Source organism: Janthinobacterium sp. 67 (assembly GCF_002797895.1).
Lineage (GTDB): Bacteria > Pseudomonadota > Gammaproteobacteria > Burkholderiales > Burkholderiaceae_D > Janthinobacterium.
In genome coordinates this window covers 3,858,016-3,877,612 of the sequence record NZ_PGES01000001.1, presented here as the reverse complement: position 1 = coordinate 3,877,612, position 19,597 = coordinate 3,858,016, and the positions used below count along the sequence as shown (strand labels likewise).

The 19,597-nt window shown below is 63.7% G+C and carries 15 protein-coding genes; 5 read left to right on the top strand and 10 right to left on the bottom strand.

Features of this window, described 5'->3' with window-relative positions; genetic code table 11:
- Positions 1-3: 3 nt before the first annotated feature.
- The 3 genes from CLU90_RS17390 to CLU90_RS17380 form a co-directional block, all read right to left on the bottom strand.
- Positions 4-3,342 carry a DEAD/DEAH box helicase gene (locus CLU90_RS17390; RefSeq protein ID WP_232731241.1) on the bottom strand — a complete coding sequence of 1,113 codons (3,339 nt, stop codon included), beginning with the start codon at positions 3,340-3,342 and terminating at the stop codon, positions 4-6.
- Positions 3,343-3,530: 188 nt separating this feature from the next.
- Positions 3,531-5,237: a methyl-accepting chemotaxis protein gene (locus CLU90_RS17385; RefSeq protein ID WP_092717567.1), complete on the bottom strand. Its 1,707-nt coding sequence runs from the start codon at positions 5,235-5,237 to the stop codon at positions 3,531-3,533.
- 208 nt (positions 5,238-5,445) lie between these two features.
- The gene (locus tag CLU90_RS17380; protein ID WP_100428512.1) at positions 5,446-6,336 is read right to left on the bottom strand and encodes a LysR family transcriptional regulator; all 891 of its coding nucleotides are present in this window, start codon (positions 6,334-6,336) and stop codon (positions 5,446-5,448) included.
- A 112-nt stretch (positions 6,337-6,448) separates the two neighbouring features.
- Here CLU90_RS17380 and CLU90_RS17375 point away from each other — a divergent pair, with 112 nt between their 5' ends.
- Positions 6,449-7,630, top strand: coding sequence for a serine hydrolase domain-containing protein (locus CLU90_RS17375; RefSeq protein ID WP_100428511.1), 1,182 nt, complete (start codon positions 6,449-6,451; stop codon positions 7,628-7,630).
- On the top strand, positions 7,627-8,817 hold the full coding sequence (locus tag CLU90_RS17370) for an MFS transporter (RefSeq protein ID WP_100428510.1): 1,191 nt from the start codon (positions 7,627-7,629) through the stop codon (positions 8,815-8,817). The genes CLU90_RS17375 and CLU90_RS17370 overlap by 4 nt, the downstream gene beginning before the upstream one ends.
- Here the strand turns inward: CLU90_RS17370 and CLU90_RS17365 are convergent.
- From CLU90_RS17365 to CLU90_RS17355, 3 genes are all read right to left on the bottom strand, one after another.
- On the bottom strand, positions 8,782-9,327 hold the full coding sequence (locus CLU90_RS17365; RefSeq protein WP_100428509.1) for a DinB family protein: 546 nt from the start codon (positions 9,325-9,327) through the stop codon (positions 8,782-8,784). The two genes, CLU90_RS17370 and CLU90_RS17365, sit on opposite strands and share 36 nt — an antisense overlap.
- A 31-nt stretch (positions 9,328-9,358) precedes the next feature.
- Entirely contained in the window at positions 9,359-9,958 is a 600-nt protein-coding gene (locus CLU90_RS17360; protein WP_034754361.1) for a MarC family protein, read from the bottom strand.
- Between the two features lie 119 nt (positions 9,959-10,077).
- Positions 10,078-10,866 (bottom strand): AraC family transcriptional regulator, encoded by a 789-nt coding sequence (locus CLU90_RS17355; protein ID WP_100428508.1) that lies wholly within the window; start codon positions 10,864-10,866, stop codon positions 10,078-10,080.
- Between the two features lie 102 nt (positions 10,867-10,968).
- Between CLU90_RS17355 and CLU90_RS17350 the strand changes: the two genes are divergently transcribed.
- The 3 genes from CLU90_RS17350 to CLU90_RS17340 all read left to right on the top strand — a co-directional run bounded on the left by CLU90_RS17350 (position 10,969) and on the right by CLU90_RS17340 (position 14,973).
- Positions 10,969-11,883: a DMT family transporter gene (locus CLU90_RS17350; RefSeq protein ID WP_092717585.1), complete on the top strand. Its 915-nt coding sequence runs from the start codon at positions 10,969-10,971 to the stop codon at positions 11,881-11,883.
- Positions 11,884-11,924: 41 nt separating this feature from the next.
- Positions 11,925-12,839, top strand: a complete 915-nt coding sequence (locus CLU90_RS17345; RefSeq protein WP_157808848.1) for a toxin-antitoxin system YwqK family antitoxin — start codon at positions 11,925-11,927, stop codon at positions 12,837-12,839.
- A gap of 403 nt (positions 12,840-13,242) precedes the next feature.
- Positions 13,243-14,973: a methyl-accepting chemotaxis protein gene (locus tag CLU90_RS17340; protein ID WP_092717592.1), complete on the top strand. Its 1,731-nt coding sequence runs from the start codon at positions 13,243-13,245 to the stop codon at positions 14,971-14,973.
- A 1-nt stretch (position 14,974) separates the two neighbouring features.
- On the opposite strand, the gene CLU90_RS17335 is transcribed toward CLU90_RS17340, so the two are convergent.
- From CLU90_RS17335 to CLU90_RS17320, 4 genes are all read right to left on the bottom strand, one after another.
- Positions 14,975-16,126, bottom strand: a complete 1,152-nt coding sequence (locus tag CLU90_RS17335) for an AI-2E family transporter (protein ID WP_092717595.1) — start codon at positions 16,124-16,126, stop codon at positions 14,975-14,977.
- 162 nt (positions 16,127-16,288) lie between these two features.
- Entirely contained in the window at positions 16,289-17,293 is a 1,005-nt protein-coding gene (locus CLU90_RS17330; protein WP_100428506.1) for a hypothetical protein, read from the bottom strand.
- Positions 17,294-17,381: 88 nt separating this feature from the next.
- A complete protein-coding gene (locus tag CLU90_RS17325; RefSeq protein ID WP_157808847.1) occupies positions 17,382-18,443 on the bottom strand; it encodes a GGDEF domain-containing protein in 1,062 nt (353 codons plus the stop codon).
- Positions 18,444-18,643: 200 nt separating this feature from the next.
- Positions 18,644-19,564, bottom strand: a complete 921-nt coding sequence (locus CLU90_RS17320) for a bifunctional helix-turn-helix transcriptional regulator/GNAT family N-acetyltransferase (protein WP_100428504.1) — start codon at positions 19,562-19,564, stop codon at positions 18,644-18,646.
- Positions 19,565-19,597 lie beyond the last annotated feature (33 nt).

Sequence of the window (19,597 nt, the reverse complement as noted above, 5' to 3'; positions counted from 1 at the left end):
CCGTCAACCCATCTCCACCAAAAACTCATGCATGCCCGCATGCGGCAATTGCGCGCACGCCGGCGCAAAGTGCGGCAACTGTCCCCACAGCAGCGGGTTGCCGACGATGTACACATGGTGCTGCGCGCGCGTCAGGGCCACGTTGAGCAGGTTCGGCGTGGCCGCCGCCCACTGCGCCGCGCCCACCGTGCTGTCGTCGGCGCCGAGGACCAGCATCACGACGCTTTGTTCCTTGCCCTGGAAGGTATGCACGGTGCCCACCATCTGGCTGCTCCACTGGCGCAATTCGCGGGCCGTCGGCGCCTTGCCGTAGCCGAGGCGGCGATCCCAGTCCATGTCCACGATGCGCGAGCGCAATTCGTTGCGCACGGCCTTGAACGGCGTGATCACATACATGTCGGGCAGCTTGCCGTCGCGGCGATACAGCTTCAGCAGCACTTCCAGCACGAAATCGAGTTGCACGGGCACGACCTGCTTGTAGCTGACGGGGCCGGCGGCGTCGATCCAGCAGCTGGGGCCACGCGTGAGTCCCCGCGCGCCGGCTGGCGGCGTGCGCTCGCTCAGGCCGTAGACCATCTTGTCTTCGTAGGCGATGCTGTTGGCCAGCGAAAACATCGGTTCCACGCAGCGGCGGTGCACGCGCAGGGGGCTGCCGATCCACAGCGGTTGCGCGCTATTCGCGCCTACAGTGGCGCCATAGCGGTTGGCCTTGTCGGCCAGTGTCTGCACGGACACGCTTGTCGGCGCATAACTGCCGTCCTGCGTGTGCGGCGACTGGGCGGACAAGGTTTGCACGAGGCGGCCCGGCACCGTGAACACGGGTTCGATCTGCAGCGGGTCGCCCACGACGACGGCGCGCTTGGCGCGCCACAGGCTGCCCAGCGCCGCTTGCGGCACGGCCTGGCCCGCTTCATCGATGAACAGCCAGCCCAGCGATTCGGGACCCATGCCCTGGAACTGGCGCGCGAACGAGGCGAACGTCGTCGACACGACGGGCACCACCATGAACAGGCTGTGCCAGACCATGGCGATGTGCGACTGGTCATAGGCGCGCTTGTTTTTCAGCAATTTGGAGACGGCCAGCAAGTTGCCGCCGAAGCCGGGTCCGCCTTTCTTTGCCACTTCCGCCAGCCATGCTTCATGCAGGGCCAGGGCCTTGGCGAACAGGCGCGAGCGCAAACGGGCCAGTGCCGGTTCATGCCACAGGCCGCCAATTTGCAAGGCGTCGCCGTCCAGCTCTTCCAGGCTCGCCGGCGCGGCGATGGTGGGGAAGCGCATGCGCGCGCGGCGCAGCAGTTCCGTACTGTCATCCCATTCGCGCTGGCGCGATTGCGCCGTGCGCAGGGCGATGTGCAGGCTGTTGCGGGCGCGTTCGCAACGGGGCTCCAGTTCGCCCTTGAGCAGCAGCTTGATGGCGGACACGTCGCGCGCGGCCTGGCGCTGCGCCTCGACATTGGCCACGACGGCGTCCTTGTAGGCGCGCGCCGGTGCCGTGCGGAACAGGCGGGCAAAGAAACCGGGCTGTGTCAGCGCCACCAGGCGTTCTTCTTCCAGCAATTCCTTCTTGCTGACCAGCAAGGTGTCCTGTTGCGCCAGCGCGTCGGACAGGGCGCCATTGGCCGCATCCATTTCCTGCTCGGCAGCGATCAGCGCTTGCTGGCTGCTGTGGATGAATTCGGCTTCCGTGCACGTGCCCACGGCTTGCCACAAGGCCGCGTATTGGGCGTGCTCGGCCAGGGCTTTTTCCACCACGTGTTCCGTTTCGCGGAATTCGCGCGCGGCCTGGGCAAAGCTCACGCCCTGGTGGCTGGCCAACCACTGGCGGATATTTTGCGCGTTCGGCGTCTTGCGCGTCGTGGTCTTGTCCCAGTCGTCGTCATAGAAATTGCTGACGAAGCGGCGGCGGTTCGCGCTGTTGCCCAGCGCGCAGGACATCAAGCCCCACGGCGCTTCCGCCTCGCCCAGGGCGCGGTTGGCGCCATTGCCGTCGGCCACGATCCGGCGCGCCACGCTTTCAAAATAGCGCGTGCGCGCCCATTCCTTGCCCAGTTGCTTGGGTTTTGGGAGGTCGCCGGAAATGTTTTCCACCGCCGCATTGTTCGACGAAGCGACGACCATTTCAAAGCCCGTCAGTTCCGGACGCAAGCGGGCGATGGTGATCGGGTCGCGCACGCCTTCGAAGGCGACGGCGACCTTGCCGATGAAGGCGTCGCCGGCGCGATCGAGGCAGGACAGCACGCTGGCGCGGCGCACGATGTTGTCGGCGAACAATTCGCGCAACAAGGTCGTCTTGCCCGTGCCCGGCGGACCGTTGACGGAAAAGATACCGCGTTCGCTCAAGCCCGTGCGCGCGCCGTGGATGGCGAACTGCTGCATCAGGCTCATGGCGTAGCTGGCGTCTTCCAGCCAGTGGCCGCGATTCATGTTCGCCGGATTGAGCATGGCGGCCAGCGCCTGGCGTCCGGCCGGGCTGTACAGGTTGATGCGCTCATCCTGCGCCAGCGGCGTCAGGTAGGCGGCGACCGTGGCCGGCAGCTTGCCGCCACGCAAGGCGCGGATGATCTGTTCCAGGTCATCGAGGTAAAAACTGTTGAGGATATCGATAGACGGTTCCGCGACGTCGCCTAAGTCCAAGGTGCGGTTCTGGCTGCTTTCAAGCGCATCGGCCGTGTCGGCGGCGGCGCGTTTCTTGCGCGTGCGCAATTCCAGCACGGCCAGCGGCTGGCCGGCCGACGGGTGGAAGCCGGCCCAGTCGCGCAGCAGGTCGGCCAGGGCCGCGATTTCCATGCCGGACAGGGGAGAGGAGACATTGCCGGCTTCGTCCGTCACTTGCTGTGGCGTGCGGCTGGCCGCGAAGTTGCGCAAGCTGTCCTGCAGCGCCAGCTGGCTGTCGCTGAAGGCGTCCAGGCTCAGGCCCGACCAGTCCGGCGTGCGTGCGCGGCCCAGGGCCCACGGCAAGGTCGACACGGACACGGGATCGAACTGCGGCTCGCCCAGCGCATTGAGATTGATGCGGGCAAAGCACGAGCGTCCCAGCAGTTCTGTTTTTTCTGTTTCGGCAATGTTTTCCGGGCCAGTGGCTGGCGGACAAGCCTTGTTGATTTCCGCCTTGTCGAACACGCCAAGGAACAATGAAAAGCCGTCGATCTCGCGGTCGGACGCTACTTGCCATTGCGTGACGAACTGCGGCGGCAATTGCGCCAGCTGTTCGCGGTGCAGGAGACGCACGGTGGACTGGTCTTCAACGTCCGTGATTTGATTCAGGTCAAACGGGATAAAGAATTCGATCTTGTGCCAATACTCCAGGATAGCCAGGAGGCGCTGCTGTTCTGCCTGATTCATGATGACCAATATTTTGTAAAGCGAGCGAGGATTGTAAAGCGTATGCGCGCTGCACGTTTTGCACTTTTGTCTATTGCGCGGGCTTTGCCGCAAAAAAAGTGGTATTGGCAGACGAAAAAAAGCCAGGCAGCAACTTCCTGCCTGGCTTTCCCTTGGGGAGGGTGTTGCCGGTTGTTAAAACTACTGTATTAAAACTCTTCCCATTCGCTCTCTGCAGCCGCATTGCTGCGGCGTGCCGGCGCGGCCGCGACGGCCTTGCGCGCTGGCGCTGGCTTGGTTGCGGGGCGCGCGATGGCTGGTGCTGCTGGCGTGGCGCGCACAGGCGCCAGCTTGGTTGCGCTGGCGACATGGTTGCCGGTTTTAAAGAAGCCGACCACGTGGGCCAGTTCGCCCGCCTGGTCCTGCATGCTTTGCGAGGCGGCTGCCGCTTCTTCCACCAGGGCCGCGTTTTGCTGCGTCACTTCATCCATTTGCGCGATGGCCATGTTGATCTGTTCGATGCCGATGGTCTGCTCGTGCGTGGCGGACGTGATTTCGCCCATGATGTCGGTCACGCGCACGATGCTGTCGACGATGTCGCCCATGGTCTGGCCCGCTTCATTGACGAGGCGCGAACCCGTGTCCACGTTGGCAACAGAGGCGGCGATCAATTCCTTGATTTCTTTCGCCGCGCCAGCCGATCGTTGGGCCAGGTTGCGCACTTCCGAAGCCACGACGGCAAAGCCGCGGCCCTGTTCGCCCGCGCGCGCCGCTTCCACGGCCGCGTTCAAGGCCAGGATATTCGTCTGGAAGGCGATGCCGTCGATGACGCCGATGATGTCGACGATCTTGCGCGACGAGGCATTGATCGTGCCCATGGTATCGACCACTTGCGAGACGATGCTGCCGCCGCGCACGGCCACTTCCGACGCGCTTTTCGCCAGCTGGTTCGCCTGGCGCGCATTGTCCGCGTTCTGCTTCACGGTCGAGGTCAGCTCTTCCATGGCCGACGCCGTTTCTTCCAGCGAGCTGGCTTGCTCTTCCGTGCGGGACGACAGATCGAGGTTGCCGGCGGCAATTTCGCTCGATGCCGTGGAGATCGCATCCGTGCCGTTGCGCACTTGCGCCACCACGCCCAGCAGGCTGGTGTTCATGGCTTTCAGGGCGCCCAGCAGGCGGCCCGTTTCATCGCTGGAATTGACGACGATGTGCGACGACAAGTCGCCCGACGCGACGGTTTCGGCCACGCTGACAGCCGCATTGATGGGCTGGGTGATCGAACGCGTGATGATCCAGGCAACGAAGGCGCCCAGCAGCACGGCCACGCTGCCCAGGGCAAGCATGGAGGCGCGCGCGCTGGCGCTCAGCGTTTCGGCGTCCGTTGCCGCCTGCGCCGCCTGTTCGCCTTCATACGCGACGAGGCTGTCGAGCGCGCCCAGCACGCGCTTCAGGCTCGGCGCCGCCTGCTGCGTCAAAAAGGCGATCGCTTCGTCCGTCTGGCCCGCATTGCGCAGTTCGATGACCTTGTTGTTCAGCGGCGCGCCCGCTTTCAGGGCCGCGTCCAGTTCGGCCATCAGCGCCGTTTCCTTGTCCGTCGAGATTTTCTTTTGCAAGGTTTCCTTGGCGGCGCCGTACTTCTTGCGCGCTTCGCCAATTTTCGCCAGTTCCGCCTGCACCAGCGCTTCCGTCGGCGCCACCACCACGCTCGTGATCGCCAGGGTGATGTTGCGCACGTTGTCGCTCATGGTATTGGCGGCCGCCATCTTGACGTTCTTGTCGGTCACGATGTCGTGCGTGCGTGCGCTCAGTTGTCCCATGGAATACAGGCCGACGAGCAAGACGGCCACCAGCAGGCCGAGGACGACAGCAAACCCGATCCCGAGCCGGGTGCCGATTTTGAATTGTGTGAGTGACATGATTGCTTTCGTGTTGCGGAAGTGAGGGAAAACATCGGACAGGCCAGCGCTACGGGTTTATACGTAGCGGCGGCCAGCCTGTAATTGTTCCTCAAAATTCCGCACTGCAATACAAAAACTTGTATCAAGTCCGCGAAAAGCTGAAAAACTGGTAGCAAATTGTATAAGTTGTCGTGTGGAAACAACGAGCGCGGCGCTGGATGTCGATTCAGCTTTCCGGAAACACGTGGGTGGCCAGGAAATCGATGAAGGCGCGCAGTTTCGGCGTCAGGTGACGGCTGCTGGGCCACAGGATGCGGAAGGCGCCGTCGTGCTGGCGATGGCCTTCCAGCAAGCTCTGCAAGCGGCCTGCGGCCAGCGCGGCGCGCACGGCGAAGTCGGGCAGGGCGGCGATGCCCAGGCCGCTTTCGGCAAAGTGCAGCAGGGTGTCGACATGGTTGCAGTGGAGCAGGGACGGCAAGCCGGCCGCGTGCAGGGCAGGCCACTCGGGCAGGGGCCAGGCCTCGACCTTGCCGCTGCTGGGAAATTTGTACAGCAAACAAGTGTGCTGCGCGAGGTCGGCGGGAAGCAGCGGCGTGCCGTGCCGCGCCAGGTAGGCGGGCGCGGCCACCAGCTGCAGCTGGAACTGGCCCAGCAGGCGGCTCATCAAACGGCTGTCGGCGCTCTCTCCCGCGCGCACGACGGCGTCGTAGCCTTCTTCGATCACGTCGACCCGGCGGTCGCTGAAATCGAGGTCGAGCTCCACCAGCGGATAGGCGCGCGCGAACGCGGCCAGCACGGGATTGAGCAAGCTGCCCACCTGCGGCAGGCTGACGCGCAGCCGGCCTTGCGGCGCGCTCTTGCTGTTCGATAACTCCAGCTCGGCCGCTTCGATCTCGCCCAGGATGCGCCGGCAGCGTTCGAGAAACACGGTGCCTTCGCTGGTGAGCGCGATGCTGCGCGTGCTGCGCTGAAACAGGCGCACGCCGAGGCGCTCTTCCAGCCGCGCGATGCTCTTGCCCACGGCCGAGGCGGAAATGCCGAGCACGCGGCCCGCCGCCACAAAACTGCGCGTCTCGGCCGCCTGCACGAAGGCCGTGAATCCCGCCATGTTGTCCATTTTTTAGCCTTTATTGCGGATGCCAACGTCCGCACAGACAGAAACTATAGCCTGTTTTTCTTTTATCGCGCCTGCCTTACCTTGGCAGTCTGATCATTTGAAAGGCTCTGTCATGATTTATAACTTCTCTTCCGCGGCCCTGTCCGCCCGCATCGATCCCTTGCTGGACTATGTTTTGCAGCAGCAGCGCCTGGTGGGCGCCGTCGTGCTGGTGCGCCAGCGTGGCCAGGAAATGTACCGCCGCGCGGCTGGCTACCTGGACCGTGAGGCGGGCACGCCCATGGTTGAGGACGCCGTCTTCCGCCTGGCGTCCGTCAGCAAACCCATCGTCTCGGCGGCCGCGCTGGCGCTGGTGGGACAGCATCGCTTGGGCCTGGACGACCTGGTGACGCGCTGGCTGCCGTATTTTGCGCCGCGCCAGCCGGACGGTACGGTGGCGGCCATCACCGTACGCCACTTGCTCACGCACACTGCCGGGCTCGACTATGGTTTCTTCCAGCCGCCGGGTGGTCCGTATGCGCAGGCCGGGGTGTCGGACGGCATGGATGCGTCGCGCATTTCCCTGGAGGACAACCTGCGCCGCCTGGCTACCGTGCCGCTCGCGTATCCCCCGGGCGAGCGCTGGGCGTATTCGATTGCCACGGACGTGCTGGGCGCCGTGATCGAAGCGGTGACTGATTTGCCGCTGGCGCAGGCCGTGGAATACCTGGTGACGGCGCCGCTGGCCATGCGCGACACGGGTTTTGCGGCGGCCGATCCGGCCCGCCTGGCCGTCGCGTATGCGGACCGGGCTGCGGGAGAGTCCCGGCCGCGCCGCTTGCGCGACGAGGGCGAAGACCATCTGCCGTTTCTCGATGGCATGGCCGGTTTTACCCTGTCACCGGCCCGCGCTCGCGATGCGCAAGCGTATCCGTCCGGCGGCGCCGGTATGGTGGGTTCCGCGCCCGACTTCATGCGTTTGCTGGAAACCTTGCGCCAAGGCGGCGCGCCCCTGCTGCCGACCCGTCTGGCGCATCAGATGGGCACGAGCCAGACGGGCAGCTTCGATTTGCCGTTCTGGCCGGGCCGCGGCTTTGGCCTCGGCTTTACCGTGTTGACGGACCCGCTTGCCGCTGCCACGCCGGAGTCCGTCGGCAGCTGGCGCATGGGCGGCACGTATGGCCATTCGTGGTTTGTCGATCCGGCGCAAGAGCTGTCCGTGGTGGCGTTCACGAATACGGCACTGGAAGGCATGGCGGGGCCGTTCGTGACGGAACTGTGCCAGGCGGTGTATGGCGTGATGGAGGCGCCATGACACGGCCGCATCCCATCGTCTTTCTCGCGCTGGGCCTGTTCGGCGTGTATTGCATCGAGTTTGGCGTGGTCGGCATCTTGCCGATGATCATGCAGCGCTACGGCGTGACGGCCGCGCAGGCGGGCTCGCTGGTGAGCCTGTTCGCCCTCGTCATCGCCGTGGGCGGCCCCTTCCTCGTGCTGCTGGCCACGCGCTGGCGCCGCAAGCGCGTGCTGATCGCGTCCCTGCTCGTGTTCGCGCTGGCCAGCGTGGTGTCGGCGTATGCGCCCCGCTTCGAGCTGCTGCTGGCGCTGCGCATCGTGCCGGCCCTGTTTCATCCTGTGTATTTCTCGCTGGCCATGGTGGCGGCCGCCGCCCTGTACCCGCCGCCGCAGGCGGCGCGGGCCGGCGCGCATGCATTCACGGGCACCAGCATGGGCATGGTGCTGGGCATTCCGCTCACCACCTGGATTGCCGCGCAGTATGGCTACGAGGCATCCTTCCTTGCCTGCGCCCTCGTCAATGCCCTGGCGGCGCTCGGTTTATATGTGTTCCTGCCGGACACGCCACGCGAGGCGCCGATGGCCTACGGGCGCCAGCTGGCCGTGCTGCGCAAACCCGCCCTGTGGCTGACCATTGCCGCCGCCGTGCTGGTGTTTGCCGCCATGTTCGCCGTGTATGCGTATGCGGCCGCGTATCTGCAGCAGGTGGCGGGCTTGTCGGCGCGCCAGACGGGGCTGGCGCTGGTGGTGTTTGGTATCGGTGGCGTGGCGGGCAATCTGTTCGCGGGGCGCCAGCTGGGCACGCACGTGCTGCGCACGGTCTTGCTGCAGCCCGTGCTGCTGGGGCTGGCATACTGGCTGCTGTACCGCTATGCGGGCAGCGGTATCGGCTGGGCGCCCATGGCGGTGCTGTTGCTGTTCTGGGGTGCGGCGCATACGAGCGGGCTGATCGTCACGCAAGTGTGGCTCAGCCGCGAAGCGCGCGATGCGCCCGCGTTCGCCATCGGCGTGTACATCGCCGCCATCAACCTGGGCGTGACGGTGGGGGCTTTGGCGGGAGGCATGGCCATTGCGCGCCATGGCATGCAGGGGGCGCTGGCGTGCGGCGCGCTGCTGGGTATGCTGGCGCTGGCGGCGGTTGCCGTGAAGGCGTGGCTGTACCGCCCCTCGTCAGTCGGCAATATGGTTGGGGATGCGAAACAGTAAATCCGTGTCGCCAATGTCGATGCCCGCCTGCGACAGCAGGGTGCTGGCCTGGCCCCGGTGGTGCGTCTGGTGGTTGAAGAAATGCATGAGCAGGCTGAAAAACTCGCGCCGGTTCGGTCCCTTGCTGTTGCGGTAGTCGAGCAGGTGGTCCAGGTCTTCTTCGCGGATGGAGGCGGCCCAGTCGATGATGAGCTGGTCCAGCCACCGCCGGTGCGCGTGCATGGCGGCAAAATCCTCGGCCGCGAACAGCGGGTGCGTGAGCGACGCGGGCGGCGTGATGGCGCGGATGGGATCGAGCAGGGGGAAGCCGGCCGGGTGCTTCGCATAGCGCTGCAGCCACAGGGTGTCGCCCACCATCACGTGATTCAAGGTGGCCAGCAGGGAGCCGAAAAAGGCGCCCCGTTCGCGCTCCAGCTCGCCTGGCGGCAGGCTGGCCGCCGCCGCGTAGACCTTGACATTCATCCACTGGTTGTAATCGGCCATCAGGCAAATGTGGGCGCAACGACTCATGCTGGACTCCTTCAGTGGATGAATGCTGATGTTAAACGGATTTCAGGAAGGCGCGTATGCCGGCGAGCAGCATTTCAATGGCCATCGCCGTCAGAATCAAGCCCATCAGGCGCTCGAACGCCGTCATGACCCTTGGACCGAGCGCCCGCTGCAAGCGTTCGGCGCACAGGAAGACGGCCAGCCAGACGACGGCCACGGCCGTCAAGCCCGCCACGTGGGCGATCACTTCGTTCATTTCATGCGAGGAAAACAGCAGCACGGTGGCCAGCGCGGACGGGCCGGCCAGCGCGGGAATGGCCAGCGGCACGATGAACGGTTCGCCGCCCATCTCGTGGTCGCTATTGCCCGCGTTCGGCTGCGGAAATACCATGCGCATGGCGATCAGGAACAAAATCACGCCGCCGCCGATGCGCAGGGCCACCTCCGACAATTGCAAGGCGTTGAGGAAATGGCGGCCGAAGAACATAAACAGCAGCAAGATGCCGAAGGCGATCATGCATTCGCGCACCACGACTTTCCAACGCCGCTCGATGGGCACCCGTTTCAGGGCATTGACGAACAGGGAAACGTTGCCGAACGGGTCAGTGACGAGCAAGAGCAGGATAAATGTCTGGAAGAAATTCTGTGTCATGGTGGCGAGAAGATGAGGTCAACACCGCCGCCAGGATGGGCGCGGTGCGATAAGGCTTGCGATGATAACAAGAGCGGCGGCTATCGCCCATGATTATTGATGCATAGCAGCATTTTTTTTTACGCGGCGATGACTTTCGCCTGGTAAAACGCGGTGGGCGTGGTGCCGAAATGTTTTTTGAACATGGCCGTGAATGCGCTCTGACTCGTGTAGCCGTTGTCCATGGCCACGTCGATGACCTTGACGCCTTGCGCCAATTGCTCCAGCGCCCGCAGCAATCGCGCCTGCTGGCGCCACTGGCCAAAGCGCATGCCCGTCTGTTTCTGGAATAATCGGTGCAGACTGCGCTCGGTGATGGACAGTTCCTGTGCCCAATGCGCCACCGTCTGCTGTTCGCCCGGCTGTTCCATCAGCCGCGCGCAAATGCCGCGCAGGCGCGCATCGACGGGTAACGGCAGATACAGGGGCAGCACGGGCAGGCTGTCGAGCTCGTGCAACAGCAATTGCAGCAGATGCCAGTCGCGGCTGCCTTCCGTGAAATCGGGCGCGATGTCGACGGCCGCCACAATCAGTTGCCGCAGCAATGGACTGATCTCGAGCACGCAGCTGTGGCCAGGCAGTAATGGCGAATTGGCGCAGTTGACGAACACCGTGCGCATCTTGACGGCGCCGCTCATGCGCACCTGGTGCGCGATGCCCGGCTGCAGCCACACGCCGCGCGTGGGCGGCACTACCCAGCGCCCGCCCTGCGCCTCGACGGTCATCACGCCCTCGATGGCATACAGCAACTGCGCATGCGTGTGGCGGTGCGCGGAAATCACGTGGCCGTGCGCATAGTCGACGGCCAGCGCCATGGCGCGCGCCGTGACGGGCAGCAATTCCTGAAAGGCGTGGGACGAACAATCCATGAAAATGGGGTCAGTTTTGCGATAGGTATGGACATCTTAGCGCGAGAAGGCGCGGCGTGCCTGCGGCATGATGGTTCCCCGCAACTATTCCCGGAGTTTCGCATGCCTGTGCGCGCCTATCTGTATCCGTTTCTGGCCATGTTGCTGTGGGCCGGCAACGTCATCGTGTCCAAGCTGGCCGCGTCCAGCATCGCCCCCACGGCCATCACCTTTTACCGTCTGGTGCTCGTCTTGCTGGTGATGACGCCGTTTATCGCCCGCCCCCTGTGGCGCAACCGCGCCGCCATCCGCCGCCACTGGTGGCAGCTGGCCCTGTGCGGCCTGATGTCGATGGCCCTGTTCCAGAGTTTGTCCTACCGCGCCGCGGAAAGCACCACGGCGACGAATATGGCCATCGTCACGGCGCTGGCGCCCCTGATGACGGCCCTGCTCAGCGTCTTGCTGCTGGGCGAGCGCCTGACGGTGGGCATGGCGGCCGGCGGCGTGCTGTCGTTCGGCGGCCTGCTGTACCTGGTGGGACGCGGCGATGTGCTGGCCTTGCTGCAGCAGGGCGTGCACGCGGGCGATGCGCTGATGCTGCTCGCTTCCCTGAGCTTCGCCCTGTATGGCGTGCTGCTGCGCCGCTGGCGTCTGTCCATTCCCGCCTGGCAAGCCATTTATTGCCAGGCGCTGGCCGCCCTGGCGTGCATGCTGCCGTTCTTCCTGCTCTTGCCGCCCGGCAGCGCCAAGCTGGACGCCACCACCTTGCCCTTGATCGGCTATGCGGGCATAGGCTCGTCCATCGTCCTGTCCTACCTGTGGATCGAAGGCGTCAAACTGCTGGGGCCGAACCGCTGCAGCATCTACGTCAACCTGCTGCCCCTGCTGACGGCCCTGCTGGCCATCGTCTGGCTGCACGAAAACATGCATGTGTACCACCTGGTCGGCGGCGGCATCTCGCTGCTGGGCGTGCTGCTGGCACAGACGGTGCAGCGGCCCCTGTTCGGCCGGCGTCCTCGCGTGTCCGGTCTTGCCTGAACGGCCATGCATAATGGCGGTTTTTCGGCAGTGGAGTGGGCATGCGGCAAACATTTTGGATGAGCACGATGGCGGCGCTGCTGGCGCTGGGCACCCTGGCGCCAGCGCAGGCGGCGCGGTTCTACGATGGTAAACCGATGGCTACCGCCAGTACCGTCGAGCGCGGCGCGAAAACCACGGACGAGGCGCAGGTGCGCACGGCGCTGGCCCATTTTCCGCAGATCGACCACAGCATAGCCTACGCACCCACGGGCGTGGCCGAGTTCGACGCCATCGAGCATGGCCATGGCACCCTCGTCGGCTATTTCAATATCGATGGCGATTTATTGCCCGGCAAGCCGGCCGATGCGCCGGCGTTTGCCTATAAAAAAACCTTCGTGGAAAAGGATGGCCATTTCCTCACGGTCACGTATCTGCTGGGCAAGGGCTGGAAAGGGAACCGCGCACCCGGCTATCACATCAAGTGGATCACCTGGGAAACGCAGCCGCAGCGCTTTGCCGCCAGCCAGGATGGGCTATTCATCGAGTACAACGTGAATTGCTGCGTGGGCAGCGTGTATGCCCGTGGCCAGTATGCGCACGGCAAGCGCACGGGGCAGTGGCACTACGAGGAGCCGAACACCATCCGCTCGTTTGGCGCCTTTGTCGATGACAAGGCCGAAGGGCCGTGGACGTATGAAAGCGGCGATGAAACGACGACGGGCATGATGCAGCGTGGCCAGCGCACGGGCCGCTGGGAAGTGAACCCGGGTGTGGACGAATGGCGCGAAGTGGACATGCACAGTTTCACCGGTTATGACACGTTTGTGAAGGACCGCTTGAACGGCCCCAGCGAACGCCGCATCGACGGGGTGGTGCAATGGCAGGGCAACTATGTAAATGGCAAGAAGCAGGGCCAGTGGGTGGAACCTGGCGGTGGCGGCCTGTATGTCGATGACGTGAAACAGGGACCGTAAAAGCCGACACCGGACGGTGGCTGGCAAATGCTGACCATGCTCGATTGCAGAAACCGTCTATTAACATAACTGGCATTCCCACGCGACCGCGCACGGCAGCGGAATGCCAGTTCTGCGCAAAAAACATCATCCGCTTGTTACAAAGCGTGAAAATCCATGCTGGATGTTGCTACTGGTAATCTTTCCCTGTATCTTGCAGTCAGGAAATTAAAAGTACAGGAAACCTCGACCTCGTTGCCCTGTCTTGCACTCCTGACGATATGCGCGGGCCGCCTTCCCCCCTGCTGCCGCACACGCCGTATCGACCTGTCCTGAACAATTCACGTGACCCATCCATCTGGCGTTTGCCGCTATCTCGTCCGGCATGCGCAGGCATGGTTGCGCCCCTACCAAGGAAAATTGCATGCTGTCGAACATAACAATAAAGATGCGCCTGATTGCCACCATGAGTGTGCTGGGTCTGCTGATCGCCCTGCTGGGCGTCATGAGTATCATCAGCCTGAAATCGGCCAACAACAGCCTCAACGAGGTCTACAGCAATCAGCTGGCATCGACGCAAGCGATCGGCGAATCGCAAATTGCCCTGGGCCGTGCCCGCTTTACGATGGACCGCGTGATGGTGCACCCGGACGCGGCCGATGCCAAGGATACCCTGGCCCGCGCCGAACAATTCATGGAAGCTTCGAACAAGTCCTGGAAGGTGTACCTGGGCCTGCCGCAAAGCGCGGATGAAAAGCGCCTGTCCGACGACATGGACAAGAAGCGCAGCGATTACATGAACAATGGCGTGCTGGCCATGAGCAAGGCTTTGCGTGAAGGCAACGTCGCGCAGGCGGACGAATTGATGATGAAGGGGCTGACGCCGCTGTACCGCAGCCTGGACCAGGCCGCCGAAACCTTGACGCAATACCAGGTCACTTCGGCATCCAAGATGTATGCGGAAAGCCAGTCCAGCTACCACACGCAAGTGAGCATGGCCATCGGCGGCATGATAGTCGGTGCCTTGCTGACCATTATTTCCAGCATCTTGCTGCTGCGCGCCATCTTTGGCCCGCTGGACCAGGCCCTGCGCCATTTCGGCGCCATTTCCGACGGCAACCTGGCCAACGACATCGTCATCACGCGCCACGACGAAATGGGCGCCTTGCTGACGGGCTTGCAGAAGATGCAGGAACGCCTGTCGACCACCGTGCGCGGTGTGCGTGACGGCAGCGGCGCCATCGCCACGGCCAGCAATGAAATCGCTTCGGGCAACCTGGATCTGTCCAGCCGCACGGAGCAGCAAGCGTCGAGCCTGGAAGAAACGGCCTCGTCGCTGGAAGAGCTGACCTCGACCGTGAAGCAGAATTCCGACAATGCGCGCCAGGCCAACCAGCTGGCCGTGTCGGCCTCGGACGTGGCGGTGAAAGGTGGCGCATTGGTGGCGCAAGTGGTCGATACCATGGGCACCATCAGCGAATCGTCGAAAAAGATTGCCGACATTATCGGCGTGATCGATGGCATAGCCTTCCAGACGAATATCCTGGCCCTGAACGCGGCCGTGGAAGCGGCGCGTGCCGGCGAGCAGGGCCGTGGTTTTGCCGTCGTCGCCACGGAAGTGCGCAACCTGGCGCACCGCTCGGCCAGCGCCGCCAAGGATATTAAAGTGCTCATCGAAGCGTCGGTGCAGAACGTGGGCGCCGGTAGCGAACTGGTCAGCCAGACGGGTACGACGATGGACGAGATCGTCTCGAGCATCCGCCGCGTGACGGACATCATGGGCGAAATCAGCGCCGCCGGCCGCGAGCAGGAACTGGGCATCGGCCAGATCAACCAAGCCGTGGCGGAAATGGATACCGTGACGCAACAGAATGCGGCCTTGGTGGAAGAAGCGGCGGCCGCCTCGGAAGCCATGCAGGAGCAGGCGGCGGCGCTGGCCGAGATGGTCAGCATCTTCAAACTCGACGCCAACCATAGCGGTCCGTCTGCGGCCAAGCCTGCCTTGCGCAAGCCTGTCGTGGCCGCCGCCAGCACGGCCTTGAAACGCCCGTCGCTGCGCCTGGCACCGGCGCGCGCCGCTGCCGCCCCGGCCGCAGCCCAGCCACGCTCCGCCAAACCCGCCGCCGACAATAGCGGCGAGTGGGAAGAGTTCTAAGTTACTGCGCTTCCAGGGCGGCCTTGCTGCCCTGTTCCTGCAAGCGCGCCGCCTCGGCCAGGGCCTGGGCGCGCGCTTCTTCTGCAGCCTGTTCCGCTTTCTCCATCGCATCATGGCGCGCCTGCAAGGCTGCCCGCGCACGCACGAAGACAATCTTGATGGCCGCCATCACGGGCACGGACAAAAAGATGCCGACCACGCCCCCCAACTGGTCGCCGGCCAGCAAGCCCACGATCACCATCAGCGGGCTCACTTCCACGCCTTCGCTCATCAAGTACGGATTGACCACGTAATCCTGGAACAATCGGTAGGCGGCGATAAAGCCGATCAGCCAGAACACGTGCTCGAAGCCGCTGAAACCGGCCACGACCACGGCGATGACGGCGGCCGCCAGCGGGCCGGCAAACGGAATGAATTCCAGCAAGGCGGCCGCGCCGGCCAGCAGCAGGCTGTACGGCACGCCCATCAGGGAAAAGGCGATGCTGTAGGACACAAACGTGGCGATCGACAACAGCAGCAGGGCGCGCACATAGCGCGACAGCAGGATGTCGAGGTCGTCGATGATGGCGCCCCAGAGTTTCTTGTTCGGGCGGTTCAGCAGCGACAGCAAGCCGTCGCGCATGTCCGGTCCTTCCTTGATCAGCAAAAAACTCAGCACGGGCACCAGCACCAGATAGATCAGGTTGCTGGCCGCATGCATGACGGTCAAGCCCAGTTCTTTCGCCAGCGGCATCGCTTGTCCCGTGCCGCTGCTCAGTTGCGACTGCATGAACGACAGCAGGCGCGCGCGCAACGGCTCCATGAATTCCGGCAAGGGGATGCGCTCGGCAAAGTTGTTGCCCTTGAGCAGGGTCGGCAACTGATCGCTGAGTTTGATCGCCTCTTCTTCGATGCGCGCGCCGAAGATGGAACCCAGTATCGCCACCAGCAAGATCACCACGAGAAAGACGATGCCGATGGCGGCCGTGCGCGGCAAGCGTTTCGGGCCATGGCGTTCGAGCAGGCCGATCAGCGGATACACGAGGTAGCTGAAGAAAATGGCAAAGACCACGACGATCAGGGTCGACGAAACCTTGTAGGTGAGAAATAACAAAAAGGCGATGAGGAACGCCGTCCACACCATCTTGGCAACGCGCAAGTTAAAACCGAACATATGTATTCCTTAGAGGCAGGATGCGACGCAAGCGTGACTGGCTTGAAGGGCAGGGTGGGCAAGGCAGGGACAGGGCCGCGCCGCACGGCCGGAAATCATACCGCAAAATGCCAAAATGCCATGCTCTTGTGCGTAATGGCAATGCTTTCCCTGCTCTGTCGTTTATTTTTCCCGCCAGCTGGCCACGGTGATGAACACGCCATCGTCCTTGTTGGGTTCGCGCAAGGTCACCGTGTAGCGGCCGCTCGCATCGCTGCCCGTAAACACCACCTTGTCGTCGTGGCCCTTCACTTGCGCGCCCTTGGCCAGTTTGGCGTAGGTGTTGAGCACCCAGTGGAAATCGGCATAGCTGCGCACGGTGATCTCGGCATCGGGCATGGGCTCGTCGCCCGCCTCGGCCGCTTCCGTGGGCGTACGCATGGGCAAGCCCGCCAGGCCCGCCGGTGTGACGATCTTGCCGCCGCTGGAGCTGCCATTCAATTCCGCATTCGGCAGCAGCAGGTGCAGCAGGCTGTCGGGAAAGCCGGGCGGCACGTCGCGCGCCTCCCAGCCGGGCTGGCCGGGGCGGGTCGTGATGTATTCCACCGCAGCAATGCTTTGCCGCTGTGCCGGCGCGGCCTGTGCCAGCATGGGTGGCAATTGCCGCGCCCAGACCAGCAGCGGCGCGGCCATCCCGTCCTCCGAGCCTGGCGGCACGAACACCGTCAGCACGGCGTGCGTGGATGGCAGGCAGGCCGGCGCGGCGTCGCCGGTGGCGGCCTGGCAATGGCCGTTGACGAGGCCAAGCGCCAGCAGCTTGCGTTGCGGATCGAACAGCATGGCGGCGCGCCACGCACCGTGCGTGCCGGCATCGATGGAGGCCAGCACCGAGCGCCCGTCGGGCAGCATGGTGCGCGTGATGTCATCGAGTGAATACATGCTGTCGAGTACCTGGCGTGCGATCAGGGTATTGCCCTGCGTATAGCTGCCGCGCGCATAGCCGAGCAGCTTGAAGACGTCGGCGCGGATTTCCGGATGCGCACTCAGGCGCAGCGGCGGCGACGGCACGGGCACGGTGGCGGCCACGAAGGCGGCATCCTCCGCCGTTTGCGCGAATGCAATCGTCGGCGCATACAGGGCCGCGCACAGCGACAGCAGGGGGAACACGGTGTGCAGGGGAAAATTCAATGGTCATCCTTGTCGAGACGCCATGCCGGTCCGGTCGCCGGCACGCGCGGGCCGCGATCTTAGCATTCTGTGAAGAAATGACGTGTTCTCAAGCGGCGTCGAGCACGTAGCGGTTCTTGCCGCTTTTCTTGGCCAGGTACAAGGATTCGTCGGCGCGCCGGTAGCTGTGCGACAAGTCCGCTTCCTTGATCAGTTCCGCGACGCCGATGCTGACGGATACCTTGCGTTCCGGCACGAAGGCCGCCTCGACGGCATCGACCAGCTGTGCGGCGAAGTCGCAGGCCGCGTTTTTTTCGCCCAGGTAAATCACGGCGAACTCCTCGCCACCGAGGCGCCCGCACAGGTGCTCGCCCGACAGCCTGGCGATCACGTCAGCGATCTTTTTCAGCACTTCGTCGCCCACGTCATGGCCGTACACGTCGTTAATTTGCTTGAAGTCATCGATGTCGATCATCAGGAAATACGCGGGCGTGCGCACCGTACGCTGCAGGGCGCGGGCGCCCTGCGTAAACATGCGGCGGTTGTTGAGTCCCGTCAAGCCATCCTTGTAGGCCATCGTCGCCAGGTCGCGCTGGGCACGGTAGTTGTGGATGCGCAAGACGAGAAAATAGATATTCAGCGCCAGGCCGATGATGACGCTGATGGTGACGGCCAGCACGGGCCAATGCTGGTCGGCCTGGCCCGCATGCACGGGAAACTGCCCCAGCCCCAGGATGGCCCACACGCACAGCGATACGCCCAGGTAATACGCGATGCCGCTGAAAATGGGCGCCGTCGTCAGGGTGATCATCACGCCCAGCGGCAACACCCAGAAAGCGGGGTTTTCCGTGCCCAGCATCAGCACGCGAAAGCTGAAAGCGATGAACAGCACGCTGATCGTGCCGCTGGCGATGATGGCCTGCAAGGACTTCGCATACATGGTCAGCAGCAGCCCGACCAGCATGCCCGTCACACCCAGCGCCGCCTGCGCATGATCGAGCGAGGCGCGCGGCAAGGTCAGGCTGAACGTGACCAGCCAGCAAGCCAGGCCAAACGTCAGGATCGCTATCGAAATGAAATGCAGTTCCTTGAAAAAGCGCTGCTGCTGCTCCCGTTCTCCTGAAAAGAACAGGTAATAGAAGGCAGGAGACAGACTGCGCGAAGTGAACATTCCATTTGTCCAGGCAGACAACACGCCTTGCGGCAGGGGACGCCTCCCGGCAACGGCAGGCGGCATGGCGCGCATGCAAAATTAGTTGCGCTCAGGAACTAGTGTACTGGTTTCTTGAGGGAAATGGTGATTGAAGCGAGGGAAACGGTAGCCAGTGTCCTGCCGCCGCCACAGTGGCAGACGGCGGCGCAAGCACGTCGTTACAGCGCGCGTGCCAGCACCTGGCCGACCAGGTCCTTGCCAAAGCTGTGATGCGCCTCTTCCTCGACCAGCTGGAAGCCTGCCTTGTCATAGATGCGGCGCGCATCGGTGAGGATGCTGTTGGTCCACAACACCATTTTCGTATAGCCAACCTGGCGGCTGAAGCGCAGGCATTCATCGACCAGGCGGCTGCCGATACCCAGGCCGCGCGCGCACGGGTCGACATACAGCAGGCGCAGCTTGGCCGTCGTGTCGTCCTGGCGTACGATGAAGACGGAACCGATTACCTTGCCGTCCTTCTCGGCGATCCAGCAGCGCTCGCGGGCTGGGTCGAATTCGCGCACGAATTTGGCGAGGATTTCGGCAACGAGTGCTTCGTACTCGTTGTTCCAGCCAAATTCCTGCGCATACAGCACGGCTTGCCGGTGGATGATCCAGCCCATGTCGCCCGGCTGCGGATTGCGCAGGATATAACCGGGCGATGTTTCCCCCAGCAAACTCTGGATTTGCCCCATGGCAGCGACCAGTTCCTGCTGCGCCGTTGGCGGCAAGCGTTCCAGCATGGCCGCCACTTCGCGCCGAGAGGCATCGACCAGGGGCGCGAGGGTGCGCTGTCCCTGTTCGGTCAGCTGCAATTGCGCCGCGCGCGCATCCGTCGGCGAGCGCGTCTTGATGATCAACCCCTGCTTTTCGAATCCGGCAATGACACGGCTCAGGTAGCCCGCGTTCAAGCCCAGCTCGCGGCACAGGTCCGCGCTGGTCAGTTGCTCACGATGCGCCAGCTCATACAGGATGCGCACCTCCGTCAGAGAGAATGCGCTGTCCAGCAAGTGTTCATGCAGCACGCCAATCTGGCGCGTATAGAAACGGTTGAAACGACGCACGATCTCCGTGCGTTCGCCGAGTTGATCCGCCTGCATACGATAGCTTTCATTTATTTGCTTAAGGCACAT